18 protein-coding genes are annotated in these 23,304 nt (G+C 60.3%); 8 read left to right on the top strand and 10 right to left on the bottom strand.

What is annotated here, in order from left to right:
* Positions 1-5: 5 nt before the first annotated feature.
* Both fadB and AB4N92_RS19780 read right to left on the bottom strand, forming a co-directional pair.
* The gene (gene fadB / locus AB4N92_RS19785; RefSeq protein ID WP_005786151.1) at positions 6-2,153 is read right to left on the bottom strand and encodes a fatty acid oxidation complex subunit alpha FadB; all 2,148 of its coding nucleotides are present in this window, start codon (positions 2,151-2,153) and stop codon (positions 6-8) included.
* Positions 2,154-2,634: 481 nt separating this feature from the next.
* The gene (locus tag AB4N92_RS19780; RefSeq protein ID WP_010212076.1) at positions 2,635-3,072 is read right to left on the bottom strand and encodes a hypothetical protein; all 438 of its coding nucleotides are present in this window, start codon (positions 3,070-3,072) and stop codon (positions 2,635-2,637) included.
* Positions 3,073-3,177: 105 nt separating this feature from the next.
* Between AB4N92_RS19780 and AB4N92_RS19775 the strand changes: the two genes are divergently transcribed.
* On the top strand, positions 3,178-3,618 hold the full coding sequence (locus tag AB4N92_RS19775; protein WP_010212077.1) for a universal stress protein: 441 nt from the start codon (positions 3,178-3,180) through the stop codon (positions 3,616-3,618).
* 81 nt (positions 3,619-3,699) lie between these two features.
* Here the strand turns inward: AB4N92_RS19775 and AB4N92_RS19770 are convergent, their stop codons facing one another.
* Positions 3,700-5,619 (bottom strand): ATP-binding cassette domain-containing protein, encoded by a 1,920-nt coding sequence (locus AB4N92_RS19770; RefSeq protein ID WP_010212078.1) that lies wholly within the window; start codon positions 5,617-5,619, stop codon positions 3,700-3,702.
* Positions 5,620-5,832: 213 nt separating this feature from the next.
* On the opposite strand from AB4N92_RS19770, the gene AB4N92_RS19765 reads away from it, so the two are divergent.
* Positions 5,833-7,761 (top strand): transglycosylase SLT domain-containing protein, encoded by a 1,929-nt coding sequence (locus tag AB4N92_RS19765; RefSeq protein WP_236267007.1) that lies wholly within the window; start codon positions 5,833-5,835, stop codon positions 7,759-7,761.
* Between the two features lie 91 nt (positions 7,762-7,852).
* Here the strand turns inward: AB4N92_RS19765 and AB4N92_RS19760 are convergent, their stop codons facing one another.
* On the bottom strand, positions 7,853-9,637 hold the full coding sequence (locus AB4N92_RS19760) for an ABC transporter transmembrane domain-containing protein (RefSeq protein WP_183701395.1): 1,785 nt from the start codon (positions 9,635-9,637) through the stop codon (positions 7,853-7,855).
* Positions 9,638-9,895: 258 nt separating this feature from the next.
* Here AB4N92_RS19760 and AB4N92_RS19755 point away from each other — a divergent pair, with 258 nt between their 5' ends.
* The gene (locus AB4N92_RS19755; RefSeq protein WP_010212086.1) at positions 9,896-10,069 is read left to right on the top strand and encodes a PA1571 family protein; all 174 of its coding nucleotides are present in this window, start codon (positions 9,896-9,898) and stop codon (positions 10,067-10,069) included.
* Between the two features lie 53 nt (positions 10,070-10,122).
* Here AB4N92_RS19755 and pdxB read toward each other — a convergent pair whose 3' ends face one another.
* The gene (pdxB, locus tag AB4N92_RS19750; RefSeq protein ID WP_021490995.1) at positions 10,123-11,265 is read right to left on the bottom strand and encodes a 4-phosphoerythronate dehydrogenase PdxB; all 1,143 of its coding nucleotides are present in this window, start codon (positions 11,263-11,265) and stop codon (positions 10,123-10,125) included.
* A 140-nt stretch (positions 11,266-11,405) separates the two neighbouring features.
* Between pdxB and AB4N92_RS19745 the strand changes: the two genes are divergently transcribed.
* Positions 11,406-12,800 carry an MATE family efflux transporter gene (locus AB4N92_RS19745; protein ID WP_021490996.1) on the top strand — a complete coding sequence of 465 codons (1,395 nt, stop codon included), beginning with the start codon at positions 11,406-11,408 and terminating at the stop codon, positions 12,798-12,800.
* 13 nt (positions 12,801-12,813) lie between these two features.
* Here the strand turns inward: AB4N92_RS19745 and tusA are convergent, their stop codons facing one another.
* The gene (tusA, locus tag AB4N92_RS19740) at positions 12,814-13,065 is read right to left on the bottom strand and encodes a sulfurtransferase TusA (RefSeq protein ID WP_010212093.1); all 252 of its coding nucleotides are present in this window, start codon (positions 13,063-13,065) and stop codon (positions 12,814-12,816) included.
* Positions 13,066-13,199: 134 nt separating this feature from the next.
* Positions 13,200-14,276: a 23S rRNA (cytidine(2498)-2'-O)-methyltransferase RlmM gene (gene rlmM / locus AB4N92_RS19735; protein ID WP_021490997.1), complete on the bottom strand. Its 1,077-nt coding sequence runs from the start codon at positions 14,274-14,276 to the stop codon at positions 13,200-13,202.
* Positions 14,277-14,467: 191 nt separating this feature from the next.
* Between rlmM and acnA the strand changes: the two genes are divergently transcribed.
* On the top strand, positions 14,468-17,209 hold the full coding sequence (gene acnA, locus AB4N92_RS19730) for an aconitate hydratase AcnA (RefSeq protein WP_010212095.1): 2,742 nt from the start codon (positions 14,468-14,470) through the stop codon (positions 17,207-17,209).
* Positions 17,210-17,333: 124 nt separating this feature from the next.
* On the opposite strand, the gene AB4N92_RS19725 is transcribed toward acnA, so the two are convergent.
* A complete protein-coding gene (locus AB4N92_RS19725; RefSeq protein WP_021490998.1) occupies positions 17,334-18,269 on the bottom strand; it encodes an aspartyl/asparaginyl beta-hydroxylase domain-containing protein in 936 nt (311 codons plus the stop codon).
* A gap of 109 nt (positions 18,270-18,378) precedes the next feature.
* Positions 18,379-19,353, bottom strand: coding sequence for a cysteine synthase A (gene cysK / locus AB4N92_RS19720; protein WP_010212098.1), 975 nt, complete (start codon positions 19,351-19,353; stop codon positions 18,379-18,381).
* 126 nt (positions 19,354-19,479) lie between these two features.
* Here cysK and AB4N92_RS19715 point away from each other — a divergent pair, with 126 nt between their 5' ends.
* The 3 genes from AB4N92_RS19715 (at position 19,480) to AB4N92_RS19705 (ending at position 22,679) form a co-directional block, all read left to right on the top strand.
* Positions 19,480-20,556, top strand: a complete 1,077-nt coding sequence (locus tag AB4N92_RS19715; protein WP_010212099.1) for a DUF748 domain-containing protein — start codon at positions 19,480-19,482, stop codon at positions 20,554-20,556.
* Positions 20,557-20,655: 99 nt separating this feature from the next.
* On the top strand, positions 20,656-21,501 hold the full coding sequence (locus AB4N92_RS19710) for an AAA family ATPase (RefSeq protein WP_003210690.1): 846 nt from the start codon (positions 20,656-20,658) through the stop codon (positions 21,499-21,501).
* Positions 21,501-22,679, top strand: coding sequence for a vWA domain-containing protein (locus tag AB4N92_RS19705; RefSeq protein ID WP_010212101.1), 1,179 nt, complete (start codon positions 21,501-21,503; stop codon positions 22,677-22,679). Before AB4N92_RS19710 ends, AB4N92_RS19705 begins: the two co-directional genes overlap by 1 nt.
* 41 nt (positions 22,680-22,720) lie before the next feature.
* Here AB4N92_RS19705 and AB4N92_RS19700 read toward each other — a convergent pair whose 3' ends face one another.
* A complete protein-coding gene (locus AB4N92_RS19700) occupies positions 22,721-23,260 on the bottom strand; it encodes a hypothetical protein (protein ID WP_236267006.1) in 540 nt (179 codons plus the stop codon).
* Between the last annotated feature and the right edge of the window lie 44 nt (positions 23,261-23,304).

Here is a 23,304-nt window from a genome sequence, read left to right as displayed (position 1 = left end):
GGCGCTTAACCGAAGAAGCTCTGGCCGTTCTTGGCCATTTCACGCAGCTTCGCGGTCGGGTGGTACAGCGGGCCCAAATCAGCGTATTTGTCAGCCAGGGCAACGAACTCAGCCACACCGATCGAGTCGATGTAACGCAGTGCACCACCACGGAATGGAGGGAAACCAATACCGTACACCAGGCCCATATCGGCTTCGGCGGCGGTCTCGACGATGCCGTCTTCCAGGCAACGCACGGTTTCCAGGCACAGGGCGATCATCATCCAGTTGATGATGTCCTCGTCGGACACCTCACGCTGTTCGTAGATGACCGGAGCGAGCACTTCGTGCACCGACGGATCGGCCACTTTCTTCTGCTTGCCCTTCTTGTCAGCCTCGTAGGCGTAGAAGCCCTTGCCGTTCTTCTGGCCCAGGCGCTTGGCCTCGTACAGCGCGTCGATCGCCGAGCGGCGGTCGTCTTTCATGCGATCCGGGAAGCCTTCAGCCATGACGTCGCGACCGTGGTGGCCGGTGTCGATGCCGACCACGTCCATCAGGTATGCCGGGCCCATTGGCCAGCCGAATTTTTCCATGACTTTGTCGATGCGCACGAAGTCCACACCAGCGCTGACCAGCTTGGCGAAACCGCCGAAGTACGGGAACAGCACGCGATTGACCAGGAAGCCCGGGCAGTCATTGACCACGATCGGGTTCTTGCCCATTTTCTTGGCGTAGGCAACGGTGGTGGCAACGGCCAGCTCGCTGGACTTCTCGCCACGGATCACTTCTACCAGCGGCATCATGTGCACCGGGTTGAAGAAGTGCATGCCGACGAAGTTTTCCGGACGCTTGAGGGCCTTGGCCAGCAGCGAGATGGAAATGGTCGAGGTGTTGGAGGCCAGGATGGTGTCGTCTTTGACCTGGGCTTCCACTTCAGCCAGTACGGCTTGCTTGACCTTAGGGTTCTCGACAACCGCTTCGACCACCAGGTCGACATGACCGAAATCGCCGTAGGACAGCGTAGGACGAATGCCGTTGAGCACTTCAGCCATTTTCGCGGCGGTCATGCGACCTTTGTCCACGCGACCGACCAGCAGCTTGGCGGCTTCCGCCAGGCCTTGCTCGATCCCGTGTTCGTTGATGTCTTTCATCAGGATCGGCGTGCCTTTGGACGCCGACTGGTAAGCGATACCGCCGCCCATGATACCGGCGCCGAGTACGGCAGCCTGTTTCACGTCCTTGGCGATTTCGTCGTAGGCCTTGGCCTTTTTCTTCAGTTCCTGATCGTTCAGGAACAGGCCGATCAGGCTCTGGGCTGCGGAGGTTTTCGCCAGTTTGACGAAGCCAGCCGCTTCCACTTCCAGGGCTTTGTCGCGACCGAAGTTCGCGGCTTTCTGGATGGTCTTGATCGCTTCAACCGGCGCCGGGTAGTTCGGGCCGGCCTGTCCAGCCACGAAACCTTTGGCGGTTTCGAACGACATCATTTGTTCGATGGCGTTGAGCTTGAGTTTTTCCAGCTTCGGCTGACGCTTGGCCTTGTAGTCAAATTCGCCGCTGATGGCGCCCTTGATCAGGTTCAGTGCGGCTTCGGCCAGTTTATCCGGGGCAACTACAGCGTCGACAGCACCGACTTTCAGGGCGTCTTCAGCCTTGTTTTCCTTACCGGCGGCGATCCATTCGATAGCGTTGTCGGCACCGATCAGACGCGGCAGGCGTACGGTGCCGCCGAAACCTGGGTAGATGCCCAGTTTGACTTCAGGCAGGCCGATCTTGGCAGTGGCCGACATGACGCGGAAGTCCGCCGCCAGGCACATTTCCAGGCCACCGCCCAACGCGATGCCGTTGATCGCGGCGACGGTCGGTACGTTGAGGTCTTCAAAATCGCTGAAGATCTTGTTGGCTTCGAGGTTGCCAGCCACCAGCTCGGCATCGGGCAGCTTGAAGTTGTCGACGAATTCGGTGATGTCAGCGCCGACGATGAACACGTCCTTGCCGCTGGAGACGATCACGCCCTTGACCGAAGCATCAGCTTTGATGGTGTCTACGGCCTGACGCAATTCATTCAGGGTTAGACGGTTGAACTTGTTGACGGACTCACCCTTGAGGTCGAATTTCAGTTCGACGATGCCACTTTCAAGAGCCTTAACCGTGATGGCTTTACCTTCGTAAATCATCAACTGATCTCCACGATATGGAAGCTGAACAGTACACATTGGACGCTGGCCTCTGGCTGGACATTGATGAATTCGCCAATGTTCACGCCAATCCGCCAGGCACACCCGCCAATGCGATAGTCGGGATTCTGTATGAGTCGTCTGACAGACAAACGCTCAATTCATACGCCCGTTTGATTTGGGTACGCCACCTTCATCCAATTCCGGGCAATTGTCAATCGCTCGAAAGGCTAGGAAAAACGCGACTTTCCAGTCATTTCAGAACCCCGACCATAAGCCCGTGATTCGTCAATATTCAACTATTCACGAAATCAATAATAGAAAAGATCTGGGAAAAGGCTGTACAGAACGGGATATACCGCTAGGCTAGCGACAACCCTGACGCGCCTGGATGAACATCCGACGCGGGAAACACAGATTTACCGGCCTGCCTGGCCAACTCCAGCCCGATGATGATGTCGGGCTTTTTATTGCCTGGCTTTTAGGCAAGCGCCTTGAGCAACACATCGATATCTTTCAACACACTCGCCTCGCCCTTCTCGCCCCAATACAACGCAATCATCTGCTTGTCGGCCTCGACCTTGTAGACGTTGGTCGGCAGCTTTGCAAAATGCGGCAACAACTTCTCATCGACACACACTTCACGCCACTGATTGACCCACACACCCGGCTCCAACTGCCAGTAACTCCAGATGGCCGGCGTGCTCCCGCGCCGTGGCCGGCAGTACTGCGCACAGGGGCTCGGCGGCTCCTGCTTGAGCCAATGGGGCCACTCCTGGGGCGCCAACTGCATGGCCAGGCCGATACGGCGTGCTTCCATGCGCAGGGCCATGCGCCCGCTCTGATGGCGCGACGGCCGCAGCCATGCCAGAGGGCTCAGAACCACCACAAGGATTGACACCACTATCCAGACCGTCATATGTGTACTCCCGAATTTCTAGATGAGCGGATTTGATCTGACGCAACCCCATCCGCTTGAAAGCAGCCATACTGAACTTATTGCAGTCCCCTGGAGGAACGCCCCATGTCCTACGAACATATTCTGGTCGCTGTCGACCTGACCGAAGAGTGCGATCCAGTCATCAAGCGCGCCCGCGCCTTCGCGATCGCCAGCGGTGCCAAACTGTCGCTGGTGCATATCGTCGAACCAATGGCCATGGCCTTTGGGGGTGACGTGCCCATGGACCTTTCCCAGTTGCAGCAACAACAGTTCGATCAGGCCAAAGAGCGCCTGGACCGGTTGATTCTCAAATACCCCGAAGTGACCAAGGAAAACTCCCACCTCACTTACGGCCAACCGCGCCAGGAAATCCACCATCTGGCCAAGGAACAAAACTGCGACCTGATCGTGGTGGGCAGCCATGGCCGGCATGGTCTGGCGTTGTTGCTGGGCTCCACTGCCAATGATGTATTGCATGGCGCGCCGTGTGATGTGCTGGCCGTGAAGCTGGTGAAATCCTCTTAAGCACATTTTCAACTGTATTTCATATAAAAAACCCGGTGCTCATGAAAATGAACACCGGGTTTTTTATTACGTGCAGATCACTCAGGCATCCAGCTCGGCCCAACGCTCAACCAGCACTTCCAACTCCTGATTCAGTTTCTCCAGGGAAGCAATCACCTTGGCAGTTTCCGCCGCCGGACGCAGGTAGAAACCCGCGTCAGCCATCTCCGCTTCTACCGCGGCAATCTGCTGTTCCTTGGCGTCGATATCACCCGGCAAGGCTTCCAGCTCACGCTGCAGCTTGTAGCTGAGCTTCTTCTTGCCAACCGGCGCCGACTCCACAACCGGCGTAGCAGCCGCCACCGGCGCCACCACCGCCGAATTCAGGTCAGCTTTGCCGGACTTGCTCTCGGTCACGCCCAGCAGACGCGGCGAGCCGCCCTGACGCAGCCAGTCCTGGTAACCACCGACGTATTCACGCACCTTGCCTTCGCCTTCGAAGACCAGGGTGCTGGTGACCACGTTGTCGAGGAATGCCCGGTCGTGGCTGACCATCAGCACAGTGCCGTTGAAGGTCAGCAGCACTTCTTCCAACAGCTCGAGGGTTTCCACGTCGAGGTCGTTGGTCGGTTCGTCGAGGACCAGCAGGTTGGCCGGCTTACTGAACAGCTTGGCCAGCAGCAGGCGCGCACGCTCTCCCCCGGACAAGGCTTTCACCGGTGTACGGGCACGCTGCGGGCTGAACAGGAAGTCACCCAAGTAGCTTAGGACGTGGCGGCTCTGGCCGTCGATATCGATAAAGTCGCGACCTTCGGCGACGTTATCGATCACGGTTTTTTCCAGGTCCAACTGGTGGCGCAACTGGTCGAAGTAAGCCACGTCGATGCGCGTACCCTCTTCCACGGTGCCGCTGGTCGGCTGCAGACCGCTGAGCATCAGCTTGAGCAACGTGGTCTTGCCGGTGCCGTTGGCGCCCAGCAGGCCGATACGGTCGCCGCGCTGCAGGACCATGGAGAAGTCCTTGATCAGGAACGGGCCGTCCGGGTGATGGAAGCTGACGTTCTCCAGCACCATCACCTGCTTACCCGACTTGTCGGCGGTGTCCAGCTGGATATTGGCCTTGCCGGTGCGCTCGCGACGCTCGCTGCGCTCGACCCGCAGGGCTTTCAGGGCACGTACGCGACCTTCGTTACGGGTGCGGCGGGCCTTGATGCCTTGACGGATCCAGACTTCTTCCTGGGCCAGCTTCTTGTCGAACAGCGCGTTGGCGGTTTCTTCGGCGGCCAGCGCGGCTTCCTTGTGTACCAGGAAGCTGGCGTAGTCGCCGTTCCAGTCGATCAGACCACCACGGTCCAACTCAAGGATGCGGGTCGCCAGGTTCTGCAGGAAGGAACGGTCGTGCGTGATGAACAGCACAGCGCCCTGGAACTCCTTGAGGGCTTCCTCCAGCCAGGCAATCGCGCCGATGTCCAGGTGGTTGGTCGGTTCATCGAGCAGCAACAGGTCCGGCTCGGACACCAGGGCCTGGGCCAGCAGCACACGACGACGCCAGCCACCGGACAACTCGGCGAGGGTCTTGTCGGCCGGCAGTTGCAGGCGGCTCAAGGTGCTGTCGACCAGTTGCTGCAAGCGCCAGCCATCACGGGCTTCGAGGTCCTGCTGGACGTGCATCAGCTTGTTCAGGTCGTCTTCGGTGACACAGTTCTGTGCCAGGTGATGGTATTCGGCGAGCAGCGCGCCGACGCCGTCGAGGCCTTCGGCAACCACGTCGAACACTGTCCGTCCGTCGGCCACCGGCAATTCTTGCGGCAATTCGCCGATCTTGAGGCCCGGCGCGCGCCATACGGAGCCGTCATCGGGCTTCTGGTCGCCTTTGACCAGCTTCATCATGCTGGATTTGCCGGTGCCGTTGCGGCCGATGATGCACACCCGCTCACCACGGGCGATCTGCCAGGACACCTTGTCCAACAACGGCATAGCGCCGAAAGCAAGGGACACATCGCTGAATTTGAGCAGGGTCATACGCTTCTCCAAAAACTGGGCGCGCATTCTACCTGAGTTAGGGGTGGGATGCGGCTGGCATTTTCGCTACCGACACGTTCTGTAGGACATTTCCAACGAACTTGAACGAACCGCCCGGCAAAGCTTTCGTCTGCGTTGGGCAAAAGGCTAAGCTAGGGGCAATCAGTGTCGGCGGTGCCGATGCTAGTCGTGATTTCTCTGCACGGACGTCTCATGCGCAGCCGCCTTTTCAACTTTTTATCTTGTCTGCTTCTTTCCGCCACCGCCGTTCAATCCGCACAGGCCGTGGACCTCACCACCCAACGTCAATATTACGATGAAGCCAAACACGCCTTGGCCAAGGGCGATACCGGGCCTTACATGCAATACAGCCAAGCCCTGGCCGACTACCCGCTGACACCGTACCTGGCCTATGACGAACTGACGGCACGCCTGAAAACCGCGAGCAACCAGGAAATCGAGCAGTTCCTCGCCAAAAACGGCGACCTGCCCCAGGCCAATTGGATGAAGCTGCGCTGGTTGCGCTGGTTGGCCGAGCGTGGCGACTGGCAGACCTTTGAAAAGTACTACGACGCCAAGCTCAATTTCGTCGAACTCGACTGCCTGCATGGCCAGTTCCAGCTCACCCACAACCTGAAAGCGGAAGGCTACAAGACCGCCGAAAAACTGTGGATGACCGGCAAGTCCCAACCGGCGGCCTGCGATGTCACCTTCGGGCAGTGGGCGGCTGACGGCCAACTCACTGAACAGAAGATCTGGGATCGCGCCAAACTCGCCGCCGAAGCGCGCAACTACGCGCTGGCCAACAGCCTGGTGAAAACCCTGCCCACCCTCGGCGCCCAAGGCCGCTTGATGGTGGACGTGGCGCAGAAGCCCGACATGCTCAGCGACCCTTCACGCTTCCTGCCGGCCACTGAGGCCATGTCTGACGCCGTGGGCCTGGGCCTGCGCCGCCTGGCACGCCAGGATCCCGACAAGGCCATGGCCCTGCTCGACGGCTACGCCAGCAGCATGCACTTCTCCCGTGACGAAAAAGTGTCGATCGCCCGCGAAATCGGTCTCACCCTGGCCAAGCGCTATGACCCGCGCGCCCTTGAGGTGATGACCAAGTACGATCCCGAACTGCGCGACAACACCGTCTCCGAGTGGCGCCTGCGCCTGCTGCTGCGCCTGGCGCGCTGGGAAGACGCCTACCAGTTGACCCGCAAGCTTCCCCAGGACCTGGCCACCACCAACCGCTGGCGCTACTGGCAGGCCCGCAGTCTGGAATTGGCCGAGCCGAAGAACCCGCAAGCGCTGGTCCTGTACAAACACTTGGCGCAAGAACGCGATTTCTACGGGTTCCTGGCGGCGGATCGCTCCAAGGCTCCGTACCAGCTGAAGAACAAACCGCTGCTAATGAGCCAGGCACTGGTCAGCAAGGTGCGTAACACCCCGGGCGTACGTCGTGCCCTGGAGTTCTACGCACGTGGCCAGGTGGTGGATGGCCGCCGTGAGTGGTACCACGTGAGCCGTCACTTCAACCGCGACGAGATGGTTGCCCAGGCCAAGCTGGCCTACGACATGAAATGGTACTTCCCGGCGATCCGCACCATCAGCCAGGCGCAGTACTGGGATGACCTGGACATCCGCTTCCCGATGGCGCACCGCGACACTCTGGTGCGCGAAGCCAAGGTGCGCGGCCTGCACTCCAGCTGGGTGTTCGCGATTACCCGTCAGGAAAGCGCCTTCATGGATGACGCCCGCTCTGGCGTCGGCGCCAGCGGCCTGATGCAACTGATGCCCGGTACCGCCAAGGAAACCGCACGCAAGTTCAGCATCCCCCTGGCCTCCCCCGCCCAAGTGCTGGACCCGGACAAAAACATCCAGCTCGGCGCCGCCTACCTGAGCCAGGTGCACAGCCAGTTCAACGGTAACCGTGTGCTCGCCTCCGCCGCCTACAACGCCGGCCCCGGCCGCGTGCGCCAATGGCTGCGCGGCGCGGATCACCTGAGTTTTGACGTGTGGGTGGAAAGCATCCCGTTCGACGAAACCCGCCAGTATGTGCAGAACGTGCTGTCTTATTCGGTGATCTACGGCCAGAAGCTCAACTCACCACAGCCGCTGGTGGATTGGCATGAGCGGTATTTTGACGATCAGTAATAAAGGCAGCTTTAAACAGCAAGTTTGAAGCTGCACGCCATATAAAAATGCCCGCATTTCTCAATGCGGGCATTTTTTTTGGGGGTGAGATTTAGTGCGAGGCGCTTTCCTCCACCCCATCACTGAACTGCAACGCTGCCAACCGCGCATACAGCGGATTGCTCGCAATCAACTGCTGATGCGTGCCTACCGCCACCAGCTTGCCCTGGTCCATCACCGCAATGCGGTCGGCGTTCTTCACCGTGGCCAGTCGATGGGCGATCACCAGCGTGGTACGCCCTTGCATCAATTGCGGCAAGGCCTGCTGGATCAGGTGTTCGCTCTGGGCATCGAGGGCGCTGGTGGCCTCGTCCAGCAGCAGAATCGGCGCGTCCACCAGCAGCGCCCGAGCGATGGCCAAGCGTTGGCGTTGGCCGCCGGAGAGGCCCATGCCGCCATCGCCCAGGTGGGTCTGGTAGCCGTCGGGCATTTGCAGGATGAAGTCATGGGCGTGGGCAATGCGCGCGGCGGCCTCGACCTGCTCGGCGGTGGCCGTCGGGTTGCCGTAGCGGATGTTCTCTTCGACGCTGCCGAAAAACAACGCCGGGCTCTGGGACACCAGGGCGAAATGACGGCGCAGGTCCATGGGGTCGAGTTCGGTCAGCGGGTGGCCCTCCAGCAGGATGCGGCCTTGCTGGGGGTCGTAGAAGCGCAGCAACAGATCAAAAATCGTCGATTTGCCCGCGCCGGACGGGCCGACCAAGGCCAGGGTTTCACCGGGGTTGATGGTCAGGTTCAGGCCATCGATGGCATAGCTGTCGGGACGTGAGGGATAGGAAAACCGCAGGTCTTGCAACGCCATGCGCCCGCTGACCCGCTCCGGCAATTGGACGGTGCCGGTGGCGGGCGCCTGGATTTCGTTGCTCGACTGCAACAACTCGCCAATGCGCTCGGCGGCACCAGCGGCGCGCTGCAACTCGCCGAGCACTTCGCTCAGGGTGCCGACCGCGCTGCCGACGATCAGGCTATAGAACACAAACGCCGCCAGCTCACCGCCGGAAATGCGCCCGTTGATCACATCCATGCCACCGACCCACAGCATCACCCCGACGGCGCCGAGCACCAGCATGATCACCAGGGTAATCAACCAGGCGCGCTGGGCGATGCGTTTGCGCGCGGTGGTGAAGGCCTCTTCCACGGTCACGGCGAAACGCTGTTCGTCCTGCACCTGGTGGTTGTAGGCCTGCACGGTTTTGATCTGGCCGAGGGTCTCGGACACATAGCTGCCCACGTCGGCGATGCGGTCCTGGCTTTGGCGCGACAGGCTGCGTACACGTCGGCCGAAGATCAGGATCGGCGCCAGCACCAGTGGCAGTGCCACCACCACGATGCTGGTGAGCTTGGGGTTGGTGACAAACAGCAACACGATGCCACCGATGACCATCAAGGCATTACGCAGGAACAACGATAAAGACGAGCCGATTACCGATTGCAGCAACGTGGTGTCAGTGGTCAGCCGCGACTGGATCTCCGAACTGCGATTGTTCTCGTAAAAGCCCGGATGCAGATAAATCAGGTGGTTGAACACTTGCCGACGGATGTCCGCCACCACCCGCTCGCCGATCCACGAGACCAGGTAAAACCGCGCAAACGTACCCACTGCCAACCCCAGCACCAGCATCATGAACAGGCCGATGGACTGGTTGAGCAGGTGCGGCGACTGGGTCATGAAACCCTGGTCCACGAGCAATCGGATGCCCTGCCCCATCGACAAGGTAATACCGGCGGTGACGATAAGCGCCAACAGCGCGCCGAGCGCGTGCCAGCGGTAGGGCGCAATGAAGCGGCTGGCCAGGCGAATCGCACGGCGTTGACGGACTGAGAACATGGAGGGCATCACCTGCGCAGGGGAGATAAGTGTCTACCTCACAACATTGGGGGAACTTGGGTAAATAACAATGAGTCAGGTTAATTATGCCCGCCGATGCTGATCCCTAGAGGCTATCGGTCTAACCCCCAGCTGGAAATTTGTAGCGGTTTCTGGTGGACTGGGTGTTCGAACCGCTGACCCGACAGGGAGTTGTAACAGCCTGGTCACGCGGGCGGCTTAGAGTAATAAGCAGAGTAGGTACACAACCTGATGAGGAGACAGGCTATGACCTTGCAAAATAGCAGCGATGCCAAGATTGAAGTGATCCGCCAGCCGCAGCAATTGCCTTGCTCGTATATCGACGCCCAAGGCCGCGAAGTGCAGATTACCGAAGAGATGATCCAGCAAGCGTGCAGCGAACTGGAACAGCGACTGGTTAAGCCTGCCCGGCAAGGCTGAAGCGCCGACGCTCTTTCAAACCCGGCCCAGGTGGCCGGGTTTTTTATCGGGGTCTAAACGCCCGCGGCGCCCAATGCGCTGACGATGTTCGACAACGCGGCCGACTCACCGTTGATGCTCACCCTCAAGCCATCAATCTCACGGCGCTCAGGGTAGTTTTTGCGCAGCAGGTCAAACGCCTTGCGCTGTTCTTCCACCGTTCCTACCAGGCTACGCCGGAAATCCGCATCATCGCGACGCGGGTCGTACACGCTGCGGCACAGGGTCGCCAGCGCCCAGGCCGGGTCAGTGGACGCATTCAACTGCACCTCGGCCAACCAAGGCTGCGGCAGCAAATCACTCAACTGGATGCCGGGCTCCTGACCCAGGTGCGTGCAGAACGCTTGATAAATCTGCGCAGTGCCGCGTTGCTTGCCGTCCAGGCTGTAGCCAGCGATGTGCGGCGTGGCCAGCACGCAGAGGTCCGCCAGGTCCACGTCCACTTCAGGCTCGCCCTCCCACACATCCAGCACCGCTTGCAGGTCTTCGCGCGCCAGCAACACCTCGCGCAGGGCGGCGTTGTCCACCACCGGGCCACGGCTGGCATTGATCAGCCAAGTGCCGGGCTTGAGCTGGTTGAGCCGCTGACGATCGAACAAATGCCAAGTGGAACCGTTGCCGGATTTGGTCAGCGGGGTGTGCAGGCTGATCACATCGCATTGCTCGATGATCTGGTCCAGGCTGACGTAATCGCCGTCCTCGGCGATCTGCCGTGGCGGGTCGCAGACCAGCACGTTCCAACCCAGCCCTTTGAGCACCTTGACCAGCCGTCCGCCGACTTCACCGGCGCCAACCACGCCATAGGTGCGGTGATTGAGGTCGGCGCCTTCGATTTCAGCCAGGGTCATCAGGCTGCCCAGCACATAGTCCACCACGCCACGGGCGTTGCAGCCGGGGGCACTGGACCACTGGATGCCAGCCTGCTTGAAGTAATCGAGGTCCAAGTGGTCGGTGCCGATGGTGCAGGTGCCGACGAAGCGCACCTTCGTCCCCTCCAGCAGGGCGCGGTTGACGTTGGTCACCGAGCGCACCAGCAGCACGTCGGCCTGCTCGACCGTGGCGCGGTCGATGGAACGGCCGGGGACGCGGCGAATCTCGCCAAATCCCTGGAAGAATGCATCGAGCAGCGGAATATTTTCGTCGGCAACAATCAGCATGGCAGGCTCCTTTGGCGGACCCGCAGTGTACAGGGATCGCAGCCCTCGCTTACAAATCGCTAACACAGGTTTTTTCCTGACCGATGCGTCAATGCGTAGAATCCGCCGTCCTTGCGCTTCCTTCTATTGGACACCTGTACGTGAACACTGCTACCGCCACCCTCACCCGTCCCGCCCGCATCAGCCGGGAAGTGCGCGGCCTGTTGACGCTCGCCTTGCCGATCATGATCGGCCAACTGGCGACGACCGCGATGAGCTTTGTCGATGCGGTGATGGCCGGGCGCGTCAGCCCTCAGGACCTGGCGGCCGTGGGCCTGGGCAACTCGATCTGGATCCCGGTGTACCTGCTGATGACCGGCACGCTACTGGCCACCACGCCCAAAGTCGCGCAGCGCTACGGGGCCGGCCAGTTCAGTGAGATCGGGCCGCTGGTGCGTCAATCCTTGTGGCTGGCAGTGGTGGTCGGCATCACTGCATCGCTGTTGCTGCTGTGCGCCGAACCGATCCTGCATGTGATGAACGTGGAGCCGGACCTGATCGAGCCCTCAATGGGCTACTTGCACGGCATCGCCGCTGGCATGCCGGCCATTGCGCTGTATTACGTGCTGCGCTGTTTCAGTGACGGCCTGGGCCGCACGCGGCCGAGCATGGTGATGGGCCTGTGTGGCCTGGCATTGAATATCCCGCTGAACTACATCTTCATCTACGGCCACCTGGGTGTGCCGGCCATGGGCGGCGTCGGTTGCGGCTGGGCCACGGCCATTGCGATGTGGGTGATGATGCTCGGCCTGGCCGTCTGGACCCGCTGGGGCCCGGCTTACCAGAGCAGCGAACTGTTCAAGCGTTTCGACTGGCCGCAATGGGCGGTGATCAAGCGTGTATTGAGCATCGGCCTGCCCATCGGCATCGCGATCTTTGCCGAATCGAGCATCTTCGCGGTGATTGCCCTGCTGATTGGCAGCCTGGGCGCCACCGTGGTCTCAGGCCATCAGATCGCGCTGAACGTCAGCTCGCTGGTGTTCATGATCCCCTACTCCCTGAGCATGGCCGTCACCGTGCGGGTCGGCCAGGCCCTCGGGCGTGGCGAACCGCGTGAAGCGCGCTTCGCGGCTGGCGTCGGCATGGGCACGGCGCTGGCCTACGCCTGCCTCTCTTGCAGCCTGATGCTGCTGTTTCGCGAGCAGATTGCGGCGATCTACACACCAGACCCGGTCGTCATTCACTTGGCTTCGATGCTGATCGTGTTCTCGGCACTGTTCCAGTTCAGCGACTCGATCCAAGTCACGGCGGCCGGTGCACTGCGCGGCTACCAGGACACACGCGTGACCATGGTACTGACCTTGTTCGCCTATTGGGGCGTAGGCCTGCCGGTGGGTTATGCCCTGGGGCTGACAAACTGGCTGGGCGAGCCAAGCGGCCCAAGCGGCTTATGGCAAGGGCTGATCGTGGGCCTGAGCTGTGCGGCAGGAATGTTGCTGGTGCGCCTGGCGCGCAGCGCACGCCGGCGCATTCGCGCCGATAAAGCACGGGGCTGAATCGATCGTGTGATCAGTCGGCTTTTTTGCGGATCCAGTACAGGTATGTACCGGCCTGCTCCTGTTGATCCACCAGCTCGTGGTCAAGGAACACGCAGAACTTGGGGATATCGCGGCGCGTGGACGGGTCGGTCGCGATCACCTTGAGCAAACCGCCTGGTGGCAGGTCGCGGATGTGCTGGTGCAGCATCATCACCGGCTCCGGGCAGTTGAGGCCGGTGGCGTCCAAGGTGCCGTCGACGGGCAGTTCTTCTGCATGACTCATACTTCACTCCTGAAACTAACCCGATCTCGTGTGGGAGCGCGAAGACGCGGGCACATTCACCATAAATTTCGACAGTTATACCGCTTTCGCGAGCAAGCTCGCTCCCCCATGGACCCTGTGATCACCTCAAGGGCTCAGCGGGCCTTGGTTTTCTTCACATCCACCAACCGACGCAAATGGCAGGTCACTTCCTCACGGTCGTGGTACAGCTGCTTGCAGCCGATCTCCACGCGGATGCCGCGTGCCTTGAAGCCGTCTTCGATACGCTCCAGCAGGCGCTTCACCTCGGCGTAGCGCTGCTTCATCGGCAGCTTCAGGTTCACCACCGCCTCGCGGCAATACCCCTCGCCGATCCAGGTTTCGAGCAACGCCGCGTTACGCGCCGGCTTTTCGACGATATCGCAGACCATCCAGTCCACCGGCTGCTTGGGGACGAAGGTAAAACCGTCGGCCATCAAATGCTGCACCAGACCAGTGTCCATCAGGCTTTCAGCCATCGGCCCGTTGTCGATGGCCGTCACCAGCATGCCGCGGTTGACCAGTTGCCAGGTCCAGCCGCCGGGCGCTGCGCCGAGGTCGACACCGGTCATGTCGCCGTGCAGACGCTCGTCCCACTGGTCGCGGGGGATGAAGTGGTGCCAGGCCTCTTCCAGCTTGAGGGTGGAACGGCTCGGCGCTTCACGGGGGAACTTGAGGCGCGGGATGCCCATCGGCCACATCGCCGAGTTGTTCGATTCGGCCAGGCCCATGAACACTTCGCGGCCGCTCTTGAAGGTCAGCAGCAGGCGCGGTTTGCTCGGGTCGTCCACCAGTTTGCCGGCGTTCAACAGGGCTTTGCGCAGGTGCACTTCGAATTTTTTGCAGAAGTTCGACAGTTCCTTGCCGTCGTTGGTGTCGACCATCTCCAGCCACAGGCTGCCACACACCGGGAATTCGCGCAGGTGGGCGAGGATCACGCTGATCCGGTCGGTTTCCGGCAGGTCGATAAACACTCCGCGCGCCCACTGCCGTGGAAAGATCAGCTCGGCAAAACGCTGGCCGTGCATCAGGCGCTGGGCGCCGTCTTCTTCGGTGCAGACAAATTCGGCGCAGGCGCTGCCGGTCTTGGCCTTGGCGTAGCCGGAAACGTTCAGGCGCGCGGCGTGCTCCGCGATCTCGGAACAGACTTCGCCTTCAAAACCCGGGCGGCAGTGCATAAAAAGGGTGTTCATTGAATCTCCTGGCAACTGGACTTGCTGTAGCGCAAGTCCTGTCATGAAAACGCGCGCATGATAGCCGAGTTCGGAACCTTGGACTTAACGATAGAGTCCAGTTATTAGCCTGCTAATGAAAACAGGGCTAAGTTGATAGCTCTGTTCGTCCCGTCAGGTCCGTAGCCGTGCGGACCATAAGGAGTCGTGTCATGTCATCGCTTGATAGCCTGAGAACCCTTAAGACCCTTGAAATAGACAGTAAAACCTACCACTACTTCAGCCTGCCCGAAGCCGCCAAGAGCCTGGGTGACCTGGACAAGCTGCCGATGTCACTCAAGGTGCTGCTGGAAAACCTGCTGCGCTGGGAAGACAACAAGACTGTCACCGGCGCCGACCTCAAGGCCATTGCCGCCTGGCTCAAGGAACGCCAGTCCGACCGTGAGATCCAGTACCGCCCCGCCCGCGTATTGATGCAAGACTTTACCGGCGTACCCGCCGTGGTCGACCTGGCCGCCATGCGCGCCGCCGTGGCCAAGGCCGGGGGCGACCCGCAGCGCATCAACCCGCTGTCCCCCGTAGACCTGGTGATTGACCACTCGGTGATGGTCGACAAGTTTGGCACCACCGGCGCTTTCGAGCAGAACGTCGACATCGAAATGCAGCGCAACGGCGAACGCTACGCCTTCCTGCGCTGGGGCCAGAGCGCCTTTGACAACTTCAGCGTGGTGCCACCGGGCACGGGCATTTGCCACCAGGTCAACCTCGAATACCTCGGCCGCACGGTCTGGACCAAAGACGAGGACGGTCGCACCTACGCCTTCCCAGACACCCTGGTCGGCACCGATTCCCACACCACCATGATCAACGGCCTCGGCGTACTCGGCTGGGGCGTGGGCGGGATCGAGGCAGAAGCGGCGATGCTTGGCCAACCGGTGTCGATGCTGATCCCGGAAGTGATCGGCTTCAAGCTCACGGGCAAATTGAAGGAAGGCATCACCGCCACTGACTTGGTGCTGACCGTGACCCAGATGCTGCGCAAAAAAGGCGTCGTGGGTAAATTCGTCGAATTCTATGGCGACGGCCTGGCCGACCTGCCCTTGGCCGACCGCGCCACCATCGCCAACATGGCCCCGGAATATGGCGCCACCTGCGGCTTTTTCCCGGTGGACGAGGTGACGCTGGACTACTTGCGCCTTTCCGGCCGTCCAACCGAAACCGTCAAGCTGGTCGAGGCTTACACCAAGGCCCAAGGCCTGTGGCGCAACGCCGGCCAGGAGCCGGTGTTCACCGACAGCCTGGCCCTGGACATGGGCAGCGTCGAAGCCAGCCTGGCCGGACCAAAACGCCCACAGGACCGTGTCGCCCTGCCGAATGTCGGGCAGGCCTTCAGCGACTTCCTCGACCTGCAATTCAAACCCACCAACAAGGAAGAGGGCCGCCTGGAAAGCGAAGGCGGCGGCGGGGTTGCCGTGGGCAATGCCGACCTGGTGGGCGAAACCGACTATGAATACGACGGCCAGACCTATCGCCTGAAAAACGGCGCGGTGGTGATCGCTGCAATCACCTCCTGCACCAACACCTCCAACCCCAGCGTGATGATGGCGGCCGGGCTGCTGGCGAAAAAGGCCGTGGAAAAGGGCCTGACGCGCAAACCTTGGGTTAAAACCTCCCTGGCCCCAGGCTCCAAAGTGGTCACCGACTACTACAAGGCAGCGGGCCTTACCCAGTACCTGGACAAGCTGGGCTTCGACCTGGTGGGTTACGGCTGCACCACCTGCATCGGTAACTCGGGTCCGCTGCCCGAGCCGATCGAGAAAGCCATCCAGAAGGCCGATCTTGCCGTGGCTTCGGTGCTGTCGGGTAACCGCAACTTTGAAGGCCGCGTGCACCCGCTGGTGAAAACCAACTGGCTGGCGTCGCCGCCGCTGGTGGTGGCCTACGCCTTGGCGGGCACCGTGCGCATCGATATCAGCAGCGAACCGTTGGGCAACGATCAGCACGGTCATCCGGTGTACCTCAAGGACATCTGGCCCACCAGCCAGGAAATCGCCGACGCCGTTGCTCAAGTCACGACAGGCATGTTCCACAAGGAATACGCTGAAGTGTTTGCCGGTGACGAGCAGTGGCAAGCGATTGAAGTGCCACAAGCTGCGACCTACGTGTGGCAGAAAGACTCCACCTACATCCAGCACCCGCCGTTCTTCGACGACATTGCCGGGCCTCTGCCGGTGATCAAGGACGTCAAGGGCGCGAATGTGCTGGCGTTGCTGGGAGACTCGGTCACCACCGACCACATCTCCCCGGCCGGCAACATCAAGACCGACAGCCCCGCCGGCCGCTACCTGCGCGAACAAGGCGTGGAACCGCGCGACTTCAACTCCTACGGTTCACGCCGCGGCAACCATGAAGTGATGATGCGCGGCACTTTTGCCAACATCCGTATCCGCAATGAGATGCTCGGCGGTGAGGAAGGCGGCAATACGCTGTACATCCCCACCGGCGAGAAAATGCCAATCTACGACGCCTCGATGAAATACCAGGCCTCAGGCACGCCGCTGGTGGTGGTGGCCGGCCAGGAATATGGCACCGGCTCAAGCCGTGACTGGGCGGCCAAGGGTACCAACCTGCTGGGCGTCAAGGCGGTGATCGCCGAGAGTTTCGAGCGGATTCACCGCTCCAACCTAGTGGGCATGGGGGTGCTGCCGTTGCAGTTCAAGCTGGATCAGAACCGCAAGTCGCTCAAGCTGACGGGTAAGGAGAAGATCGACATTCTTGGGCTGACCGACGTGGAGATCGTGCCACGGATGAACCTGACGCTGGTAATTACGCGGGAGGATGGCAGTAGCGAGAAGGTCGAAGTGCTGTGCCGGATCGATACGCTCAATGAAGTGGAGTACTTCAAGTCAGGGGGCATCCTGCACTACGTGCTGCGCCAACTGATCGCGTCCTGAGCAACACTGCAAACCAATGTGGGAGCGGGCTTGCTCGCGAATGCGGTATGTCAGTCAAAGATGTTTCGACTGATCCACCGCATTCGCGAGCAAGCCCGCTCCCACATGTTTGACTGCGCTCCGATCAGAACAGCCACTTCCACAGCAGCACCAGCACCACTACGGCCAGCACTGGCCGCGCAATGCGGTAAGCCTTCGGATGCTTGCGCTTCCACTGCTTGACCACACCGCTGAACTTGTCGCTGAACGTCTTGCTCCAGGCATACGCCTGGTTGATCCCGCCCACACGCTCGTCATCCAGGTTCTGCGGCGCAGTCGCGCGCCCCAACTGCTTGCTGACCCAACGGTTGATACGGGTCATCACGCGGTTGCTCAGCGGACGCTCGATGTCACAGAACAGAATCACACGGGTCTGCTCGGTCTCGTTCTTGACCCAGTGCACGTAGGTTTCGTCGAACATCACGTCGTCACCGTCGCGCCAGGCGTACTCCTCGCCATCGACAAAGATACGACAGGCGTCGGAGTTCGGCGTGGACAGGCCCAAGTGATAACGCAGGGAACCGGCAAACGGGTCGCGGTGCGGGTTGAGGTGGCTGCCGCCCGGCAACAGCGCGAACATCGCGCCTTTCACGTTAGGAATGCTGCTCACCAACGCCACGGTTTTCGGACACAGCGCCTGCGCCGATGGCAGGGGTTTGTCGTACCACTTGAGGTAGAAACGCTTCCAGCCCTTCTTGAAGAACGAGCCGAAACCGGCGTCGTTGTTCTTTTCGGCCGCGCGGATGTAACCCTCGTCGAACAGGTGCATGGCCTCTTCGCGGATCACTTCCCAGTTGTCCTTGAGCACATCCAGTTCCGGGAATTTGCTGCGGTCCAGGTACGGCTTGGACGGCACCGCCGAAAACAGGTACATCAGGGCGTTATAGGGGGCGAACAGCGCCGAATGGTTAACGAACTGGCGCAACATCGGCAAACGCGCCTTGCCGCGCAGGTGCACATACAACGTGCTGCCGATAAACAACGCCAGCACCGACAGCTTGGCGGCCAAAGAAAAGGTCATGCAGCAACTCCTGGAAATAAGCGCCTGGCCAACAGCAGACGTAGCAGCCGGCCATGATAAACAGTTGGGCCATTATGCAGAAGGCCCGGGTGTTCGGCGCTGACTCAAATCAAGCCTGGTTTTCTTGCTCGGTAAACAAATCGCTGAACAGCATGCTCGACAGGTAGCGCTCACCGGAGTCGGGCAGAATCACCACGATGGTCTTGCCCTGCATCTCCGGTTTCTCGGCCAGGCGCACTGCCACAGCCATCGCGGCGCCACAGGAGATACCGCACAGAATCCCTTCTTCCTGCATCAGGCGCAGAGCCATGGCCTTGGATTCGTCGTCGGTCACCAGCTCCACGCGGTCGACCATCGACAGATCGAGGTTCTTCGGTACGAAACCGGCGCCAATACCCTGGATCTTGTGCGGGCTGGGCTTGATCTCTTCACCGGCCAGCGCCTGGGTGATCACTGGCGATACGATCGGCTCGACGGCCACCGACAGGATCGGCTTGCCCGCGATGTTCTTGATATAGCGTGAAACACCGGTGATGGTGCCGCCAGTGCCCACGCCCGCTACCAGCACATCCACGGCGCCGTCGGTGTCGTTCCAGATTTCCGGACCAGTGGTTTTCTCATGGATGGCCGGGTTGGCCGGGTTTTCGAACTGAGCCGGCATGAAGTAAGTGGCCGGGTCGCTGGCGACGATTTCGCCGGCTTTTTCGATCGCGCCCTTCATGCCCTTGGCCGGCTCGGTCAGCACCAATTCGGCGCCGAGGGCCTTGAGCACCTTGCGCCGCTCGATGCTCATGGAGGCCGGCATGGTCAGCAGCAACTTATAGCCACGGGCCGCAGCGACAAACGCCAGGCCAATACCGGTGTTGCCGGAGGTGGGTTCGACAATGGTCATGCCCGGTTTGAGTTTGCCGGTGCTTTCAGCGTCCCAGATCATGTTTGCGCCAATGCGGCATTTCACCGAGTAGCCTGGGTTACGCCCTTCGATCTTGGCCAGGATGGTCACGCCACGCGGTGCGATCCGGTTGATCTGAACCAGGGGCGTGTTACCGATGGAGTGCGCGTTGTCTGCAAAGATGCGGCTCATGACGGGTCCTATTGGGCAGTCTTCAGGAAGGCAACAAGGGTATGCCTCGTGCCGCGAAGCGTCCAGTCGGAGGAACGTTGCGCCCCTCGCAACAGTCCACCTCCTATACGGACAGAGGACCTCCCCATGAAACGTCGCTACAGCTGGCCACTATGGACCGTTGCCGGAATACTGGTGCTACTGGTCGCCTTGAGCATCGCCCTGCCCTATCTGGTGCGTAACTACTTGAATGACAAGCTCGCCAACATGGGCGACTACCGTGGCCAGGTGACCGACGTGGACCTGGCCCTGTGGCGCGGTGCCTACCGGATCAACGGCCTGGAGATCATCAAGGTCGACGGTAAAGTGCCCGTACCGTTCGTCAAGGCGCCGTTGGTCGACCTGGCGGTGAGCTGGCATTCACTGTGGTACGACCATGCGGTGGTGGCCAAGGTGCTGTTTATCCAGCCTGAAGTGAACTTCGTCGACGGCGGCGCCAACCAGCAGGCGTCCCAGACCGGTAAAGGCACCGACTGGCGCGAGCAGTTGAGCAAGCTGGCGCCCATCACACTCGACGAAGTGCGCATCGAAGACGGCAAGATCGCCTTTCACAACTTCAACTCCAAACCACCGGTCAACATCAACGCCACGGACGTCAACGCGAGCTTCTACAACCTGACCAACGTGGTCGACGTCAAAGGCAAGCGAGACGCCCGCTTTGAGGGCAAGGCGCTGCTTCAGGGCCAGGCACCGCTGGAAGCGACCGCCACGTTCGACCCGCTGAGTGATTTCGAGAATTTCGAATTCCGTTTCCGCGCCAAAGACTTGCAGCTCAAGCGCATGAATGACTTCGCGTCGGCCTACGGCAAATTCGACTTCAAGGCCGGCACCGGCGACGTGGTGATCGAAGCCCAGGCGGAAAAAGGTCAGTTGACCGGCTACATCAAACCGCTGATGCGCGATGTAGAAGTGTTCGATTGGCAACAGGATGTGGAAAACAAAGACAAAAACATCTTCCGCTCGATCTGGGAGGCCGTGGTCGGCGCCAGCGAAACCGTGTTGAAAAATCAGGCGAAAAACCAGTTTGCCACCCGCGTTGAACTCAGTGGCAGCGTGCACCAGCAAAATGTCAGCGCGTTTTCCGCATTTTTGGCGATTTTGCGCAACGGGTTCATCCAGGCGTTCAATGCCCGCTATGAACAACCCAAGCCCTCGGCGGACTGAAGGTGACTGGTCATTCAGAGACTGAATAAGCCGCCTGCGTTCACAGTCGCCGGGGCTGCGCGGTATAGTCCGGGCATTGATGAATGCGAGGAGACACCGATGAAGTTCGAAGGCACCCAGGCCTATGTGGCTACCGATGACCTGAAACTGGCCGTCAACGCCGCCATTACCCTGGAGCGGCCGTTGCTGGTCAAGGGCGAGCCTGGCACCGGCAAGACGATGCTCGCCGAGCAATTGGCAGAGTCCTTCGGCGCCAAGCTGATCACCTGGCACATCAAGTCCACCACCAAGGCCCACCAGGGCCTGTACGAGTACGACGCGGTCAGCCGCCTGCGCGACTCGCAGCTGGGCGTGGACAAGGTGCATGACGTGCGCAATTACCTGAAGAAGGGCAAGCTCTGGGAAGCGTTCGAATCCGAAGAGCGGGTGATCCTGTTGATCGATGAAATCGACAAGGCCGACATCGAGTTCCCCAACGACCTGCTGCAGGAACTCGACAAGATGGAGTTCTACGTCTACGAAATCGACGAGACCATCAAGGCCAAGAAACGCCCGATCATCATCATTACCTCCAATAACGAAAAAGAGCTGCCGGACGCGTTCCTGCGCCGCTGTTTCTTTCACTACATCGCCTTCCCCGACCGCACCACCCTGCAAAAAATCGTCGATGTGCATTACCCCGACATCAAGAAAGACCTCGTCAGCGAAGCGCTGGACGTGTTCTTCGACGTACGCAAAGTGCCGGGCCTGAAGAAAAAGCCCTCCACCTCGGAGTTGGTCGACTGGCTCAAGCTGCTGATGGCCGACAACATCGGCGAAGCCGTGCTGCGCGAACGCGACCCGACCAAAGCCATCCCGCCGCTGGCCGGTGCGCTGGTCAAGAACGAGCAGGACGTACAGTTGCTGGAGCGTCTGGCGTTCATGAGCCGTCGCGGTAATCGCTGATGTTGCTCAACCTGTTCAACGAGATGCGCGCCGCCAAGGTGCCGGTGTCGGTGCGCGAGCTGCTCGACCTGATCAACGCGCTGAAACAGCGCGTGACCTTCGCCGACATGGACGAGTTTTACTACTTGGCCCGGGCGATATTGGTCAAGGACGAGCGGCATTTCGACAAGTTCGACCGGGCGTTCGGTGCGTATTTCAACGGCCTGGAAAAACTCGACGACCACCTGCAGGCACTGATCCCCGAAGACTGGCTGCGCAAGGAGTTCGAACGCTCGCTGAGCGATGAAGAACGCGCGCAGATCCAGTCCCTTGGCGGCCTCGACAAGCTGATCGAAGCCTTCAAGAAACGCCTGGAAGAACAGAAAGAACGCCATGCCGGCGGCAACAAGTGGATCGGCACCGGCGGCACCAGCCCGTTCGGTTCCGGCGGCTACAACCCGGAAGGCATCCGTGTCGGTGATGCCGGCAAGCGTCAGGGCAAGGCCGTGAAGGTGTGGGACCAGCGCGAGTACAAGAACCTCGACGATCAGGTGGAACTGGGCACGCGCAACATCAAGGTCGCCCTGCGTCGCCTGCGCAAATTCGCACGCCAGGGTGCGGCCGAAGAGCTGGACATCGACGGCACCATCGACCACACCGCCCGCGATGCCGGGTTGCTGAATATTCAGATGCGCCCCGAGCGGCGCAACACCATCAAGCTGCTGTTGCTGTTCGACATCGGCGGCTCGATGGATGCCCACGTGAAGATCTGCGAAGAGCTATTCTCGGCGTGCAAGACCGAGTTCAAGCACCTGGAGTACTTCTACTTTCACAATTTCGTGTACGAATCAGTGTGGAAGAACAACCAGCGCCGCACTTCGGAACGCACCTCCACCCAGGACGTGCTGCACAAGTACGGTGCGGACTACAAAGTGATTTTTATCGGCGATGCGTCGATGGCGCCGTATGAAATCACCCAGGCCGGCGGCAGCGTCGAGCACTGGAATGAAGAGCCGGGGTATGTGTGGATGCAGCGCTTCATGGCCAAGTACAAGAAGCTGATCTGGATTAACCCGTATCCGAAGGACACTTGGGGGTATACAGCGTCGACCGGGATTGTGCGGGAGTTGGTGGAGGATCAGATGTATCCGCTGACCCTGCGCGGGTTGGAAGAAGGGATGCGTTTCTTGTCGAAGTAGCCTGCTCCCTGTAGCCGCACGCTGCGGCTACAGGTCTGCCATCAAGCGGTCCCGGCGTCGATCCAGCCGCACTTCAGGAACAGCGCGGAAAACTGTTTGACCAGCTCGGCGTCCTTTCTGTCGACCTTACGGTCATTGTTGACGTCCTGGTTGATCGAAACCCCGGCAAGGCCATTTCCATCAGCATAAATCGCCGCGGTGTAGGCAATACTCTCATCGGTCGGTGCGCCCTCGCCTTGATGAAAATGCAGCCGCACGGTGTCAGGCACGCCATTACCATCAAAATTTCGGGCAAATACTTTCAAATATTTATCGAAAGGTTCGTCGAGACTGAACCAATTGAACTCAAGAAACAGTTGGGCCAGCTCAATCGCTTGTGCACGGTCGACAGCATCGACGACGCCGTCCTGATTCACATCATCGGCGATCACCCAGTCCAACTGCCCGTCATCAGTGATATCGAACGTCGTGGCTTGATGAACAAGCGTCGGCGTGCAGGTGTCGTCGTGAAACTCAAGTGTGACCACATCGGGTACATCGTTATCGAGCACGTCGTGTGCGTAGATCTTCATGTAGCGCATGTTGAATCCTGATAGTGAATGCACCCTCAAGACTTCCATGCGCC

Source organism: Pseudomonas sp. S3_A09 (assembly GCF_054668065.1).
Note: the sequence above shows the minus strand (reverse complement) of the source record. Positions and strands in the feature narration are given on the sequence as shown.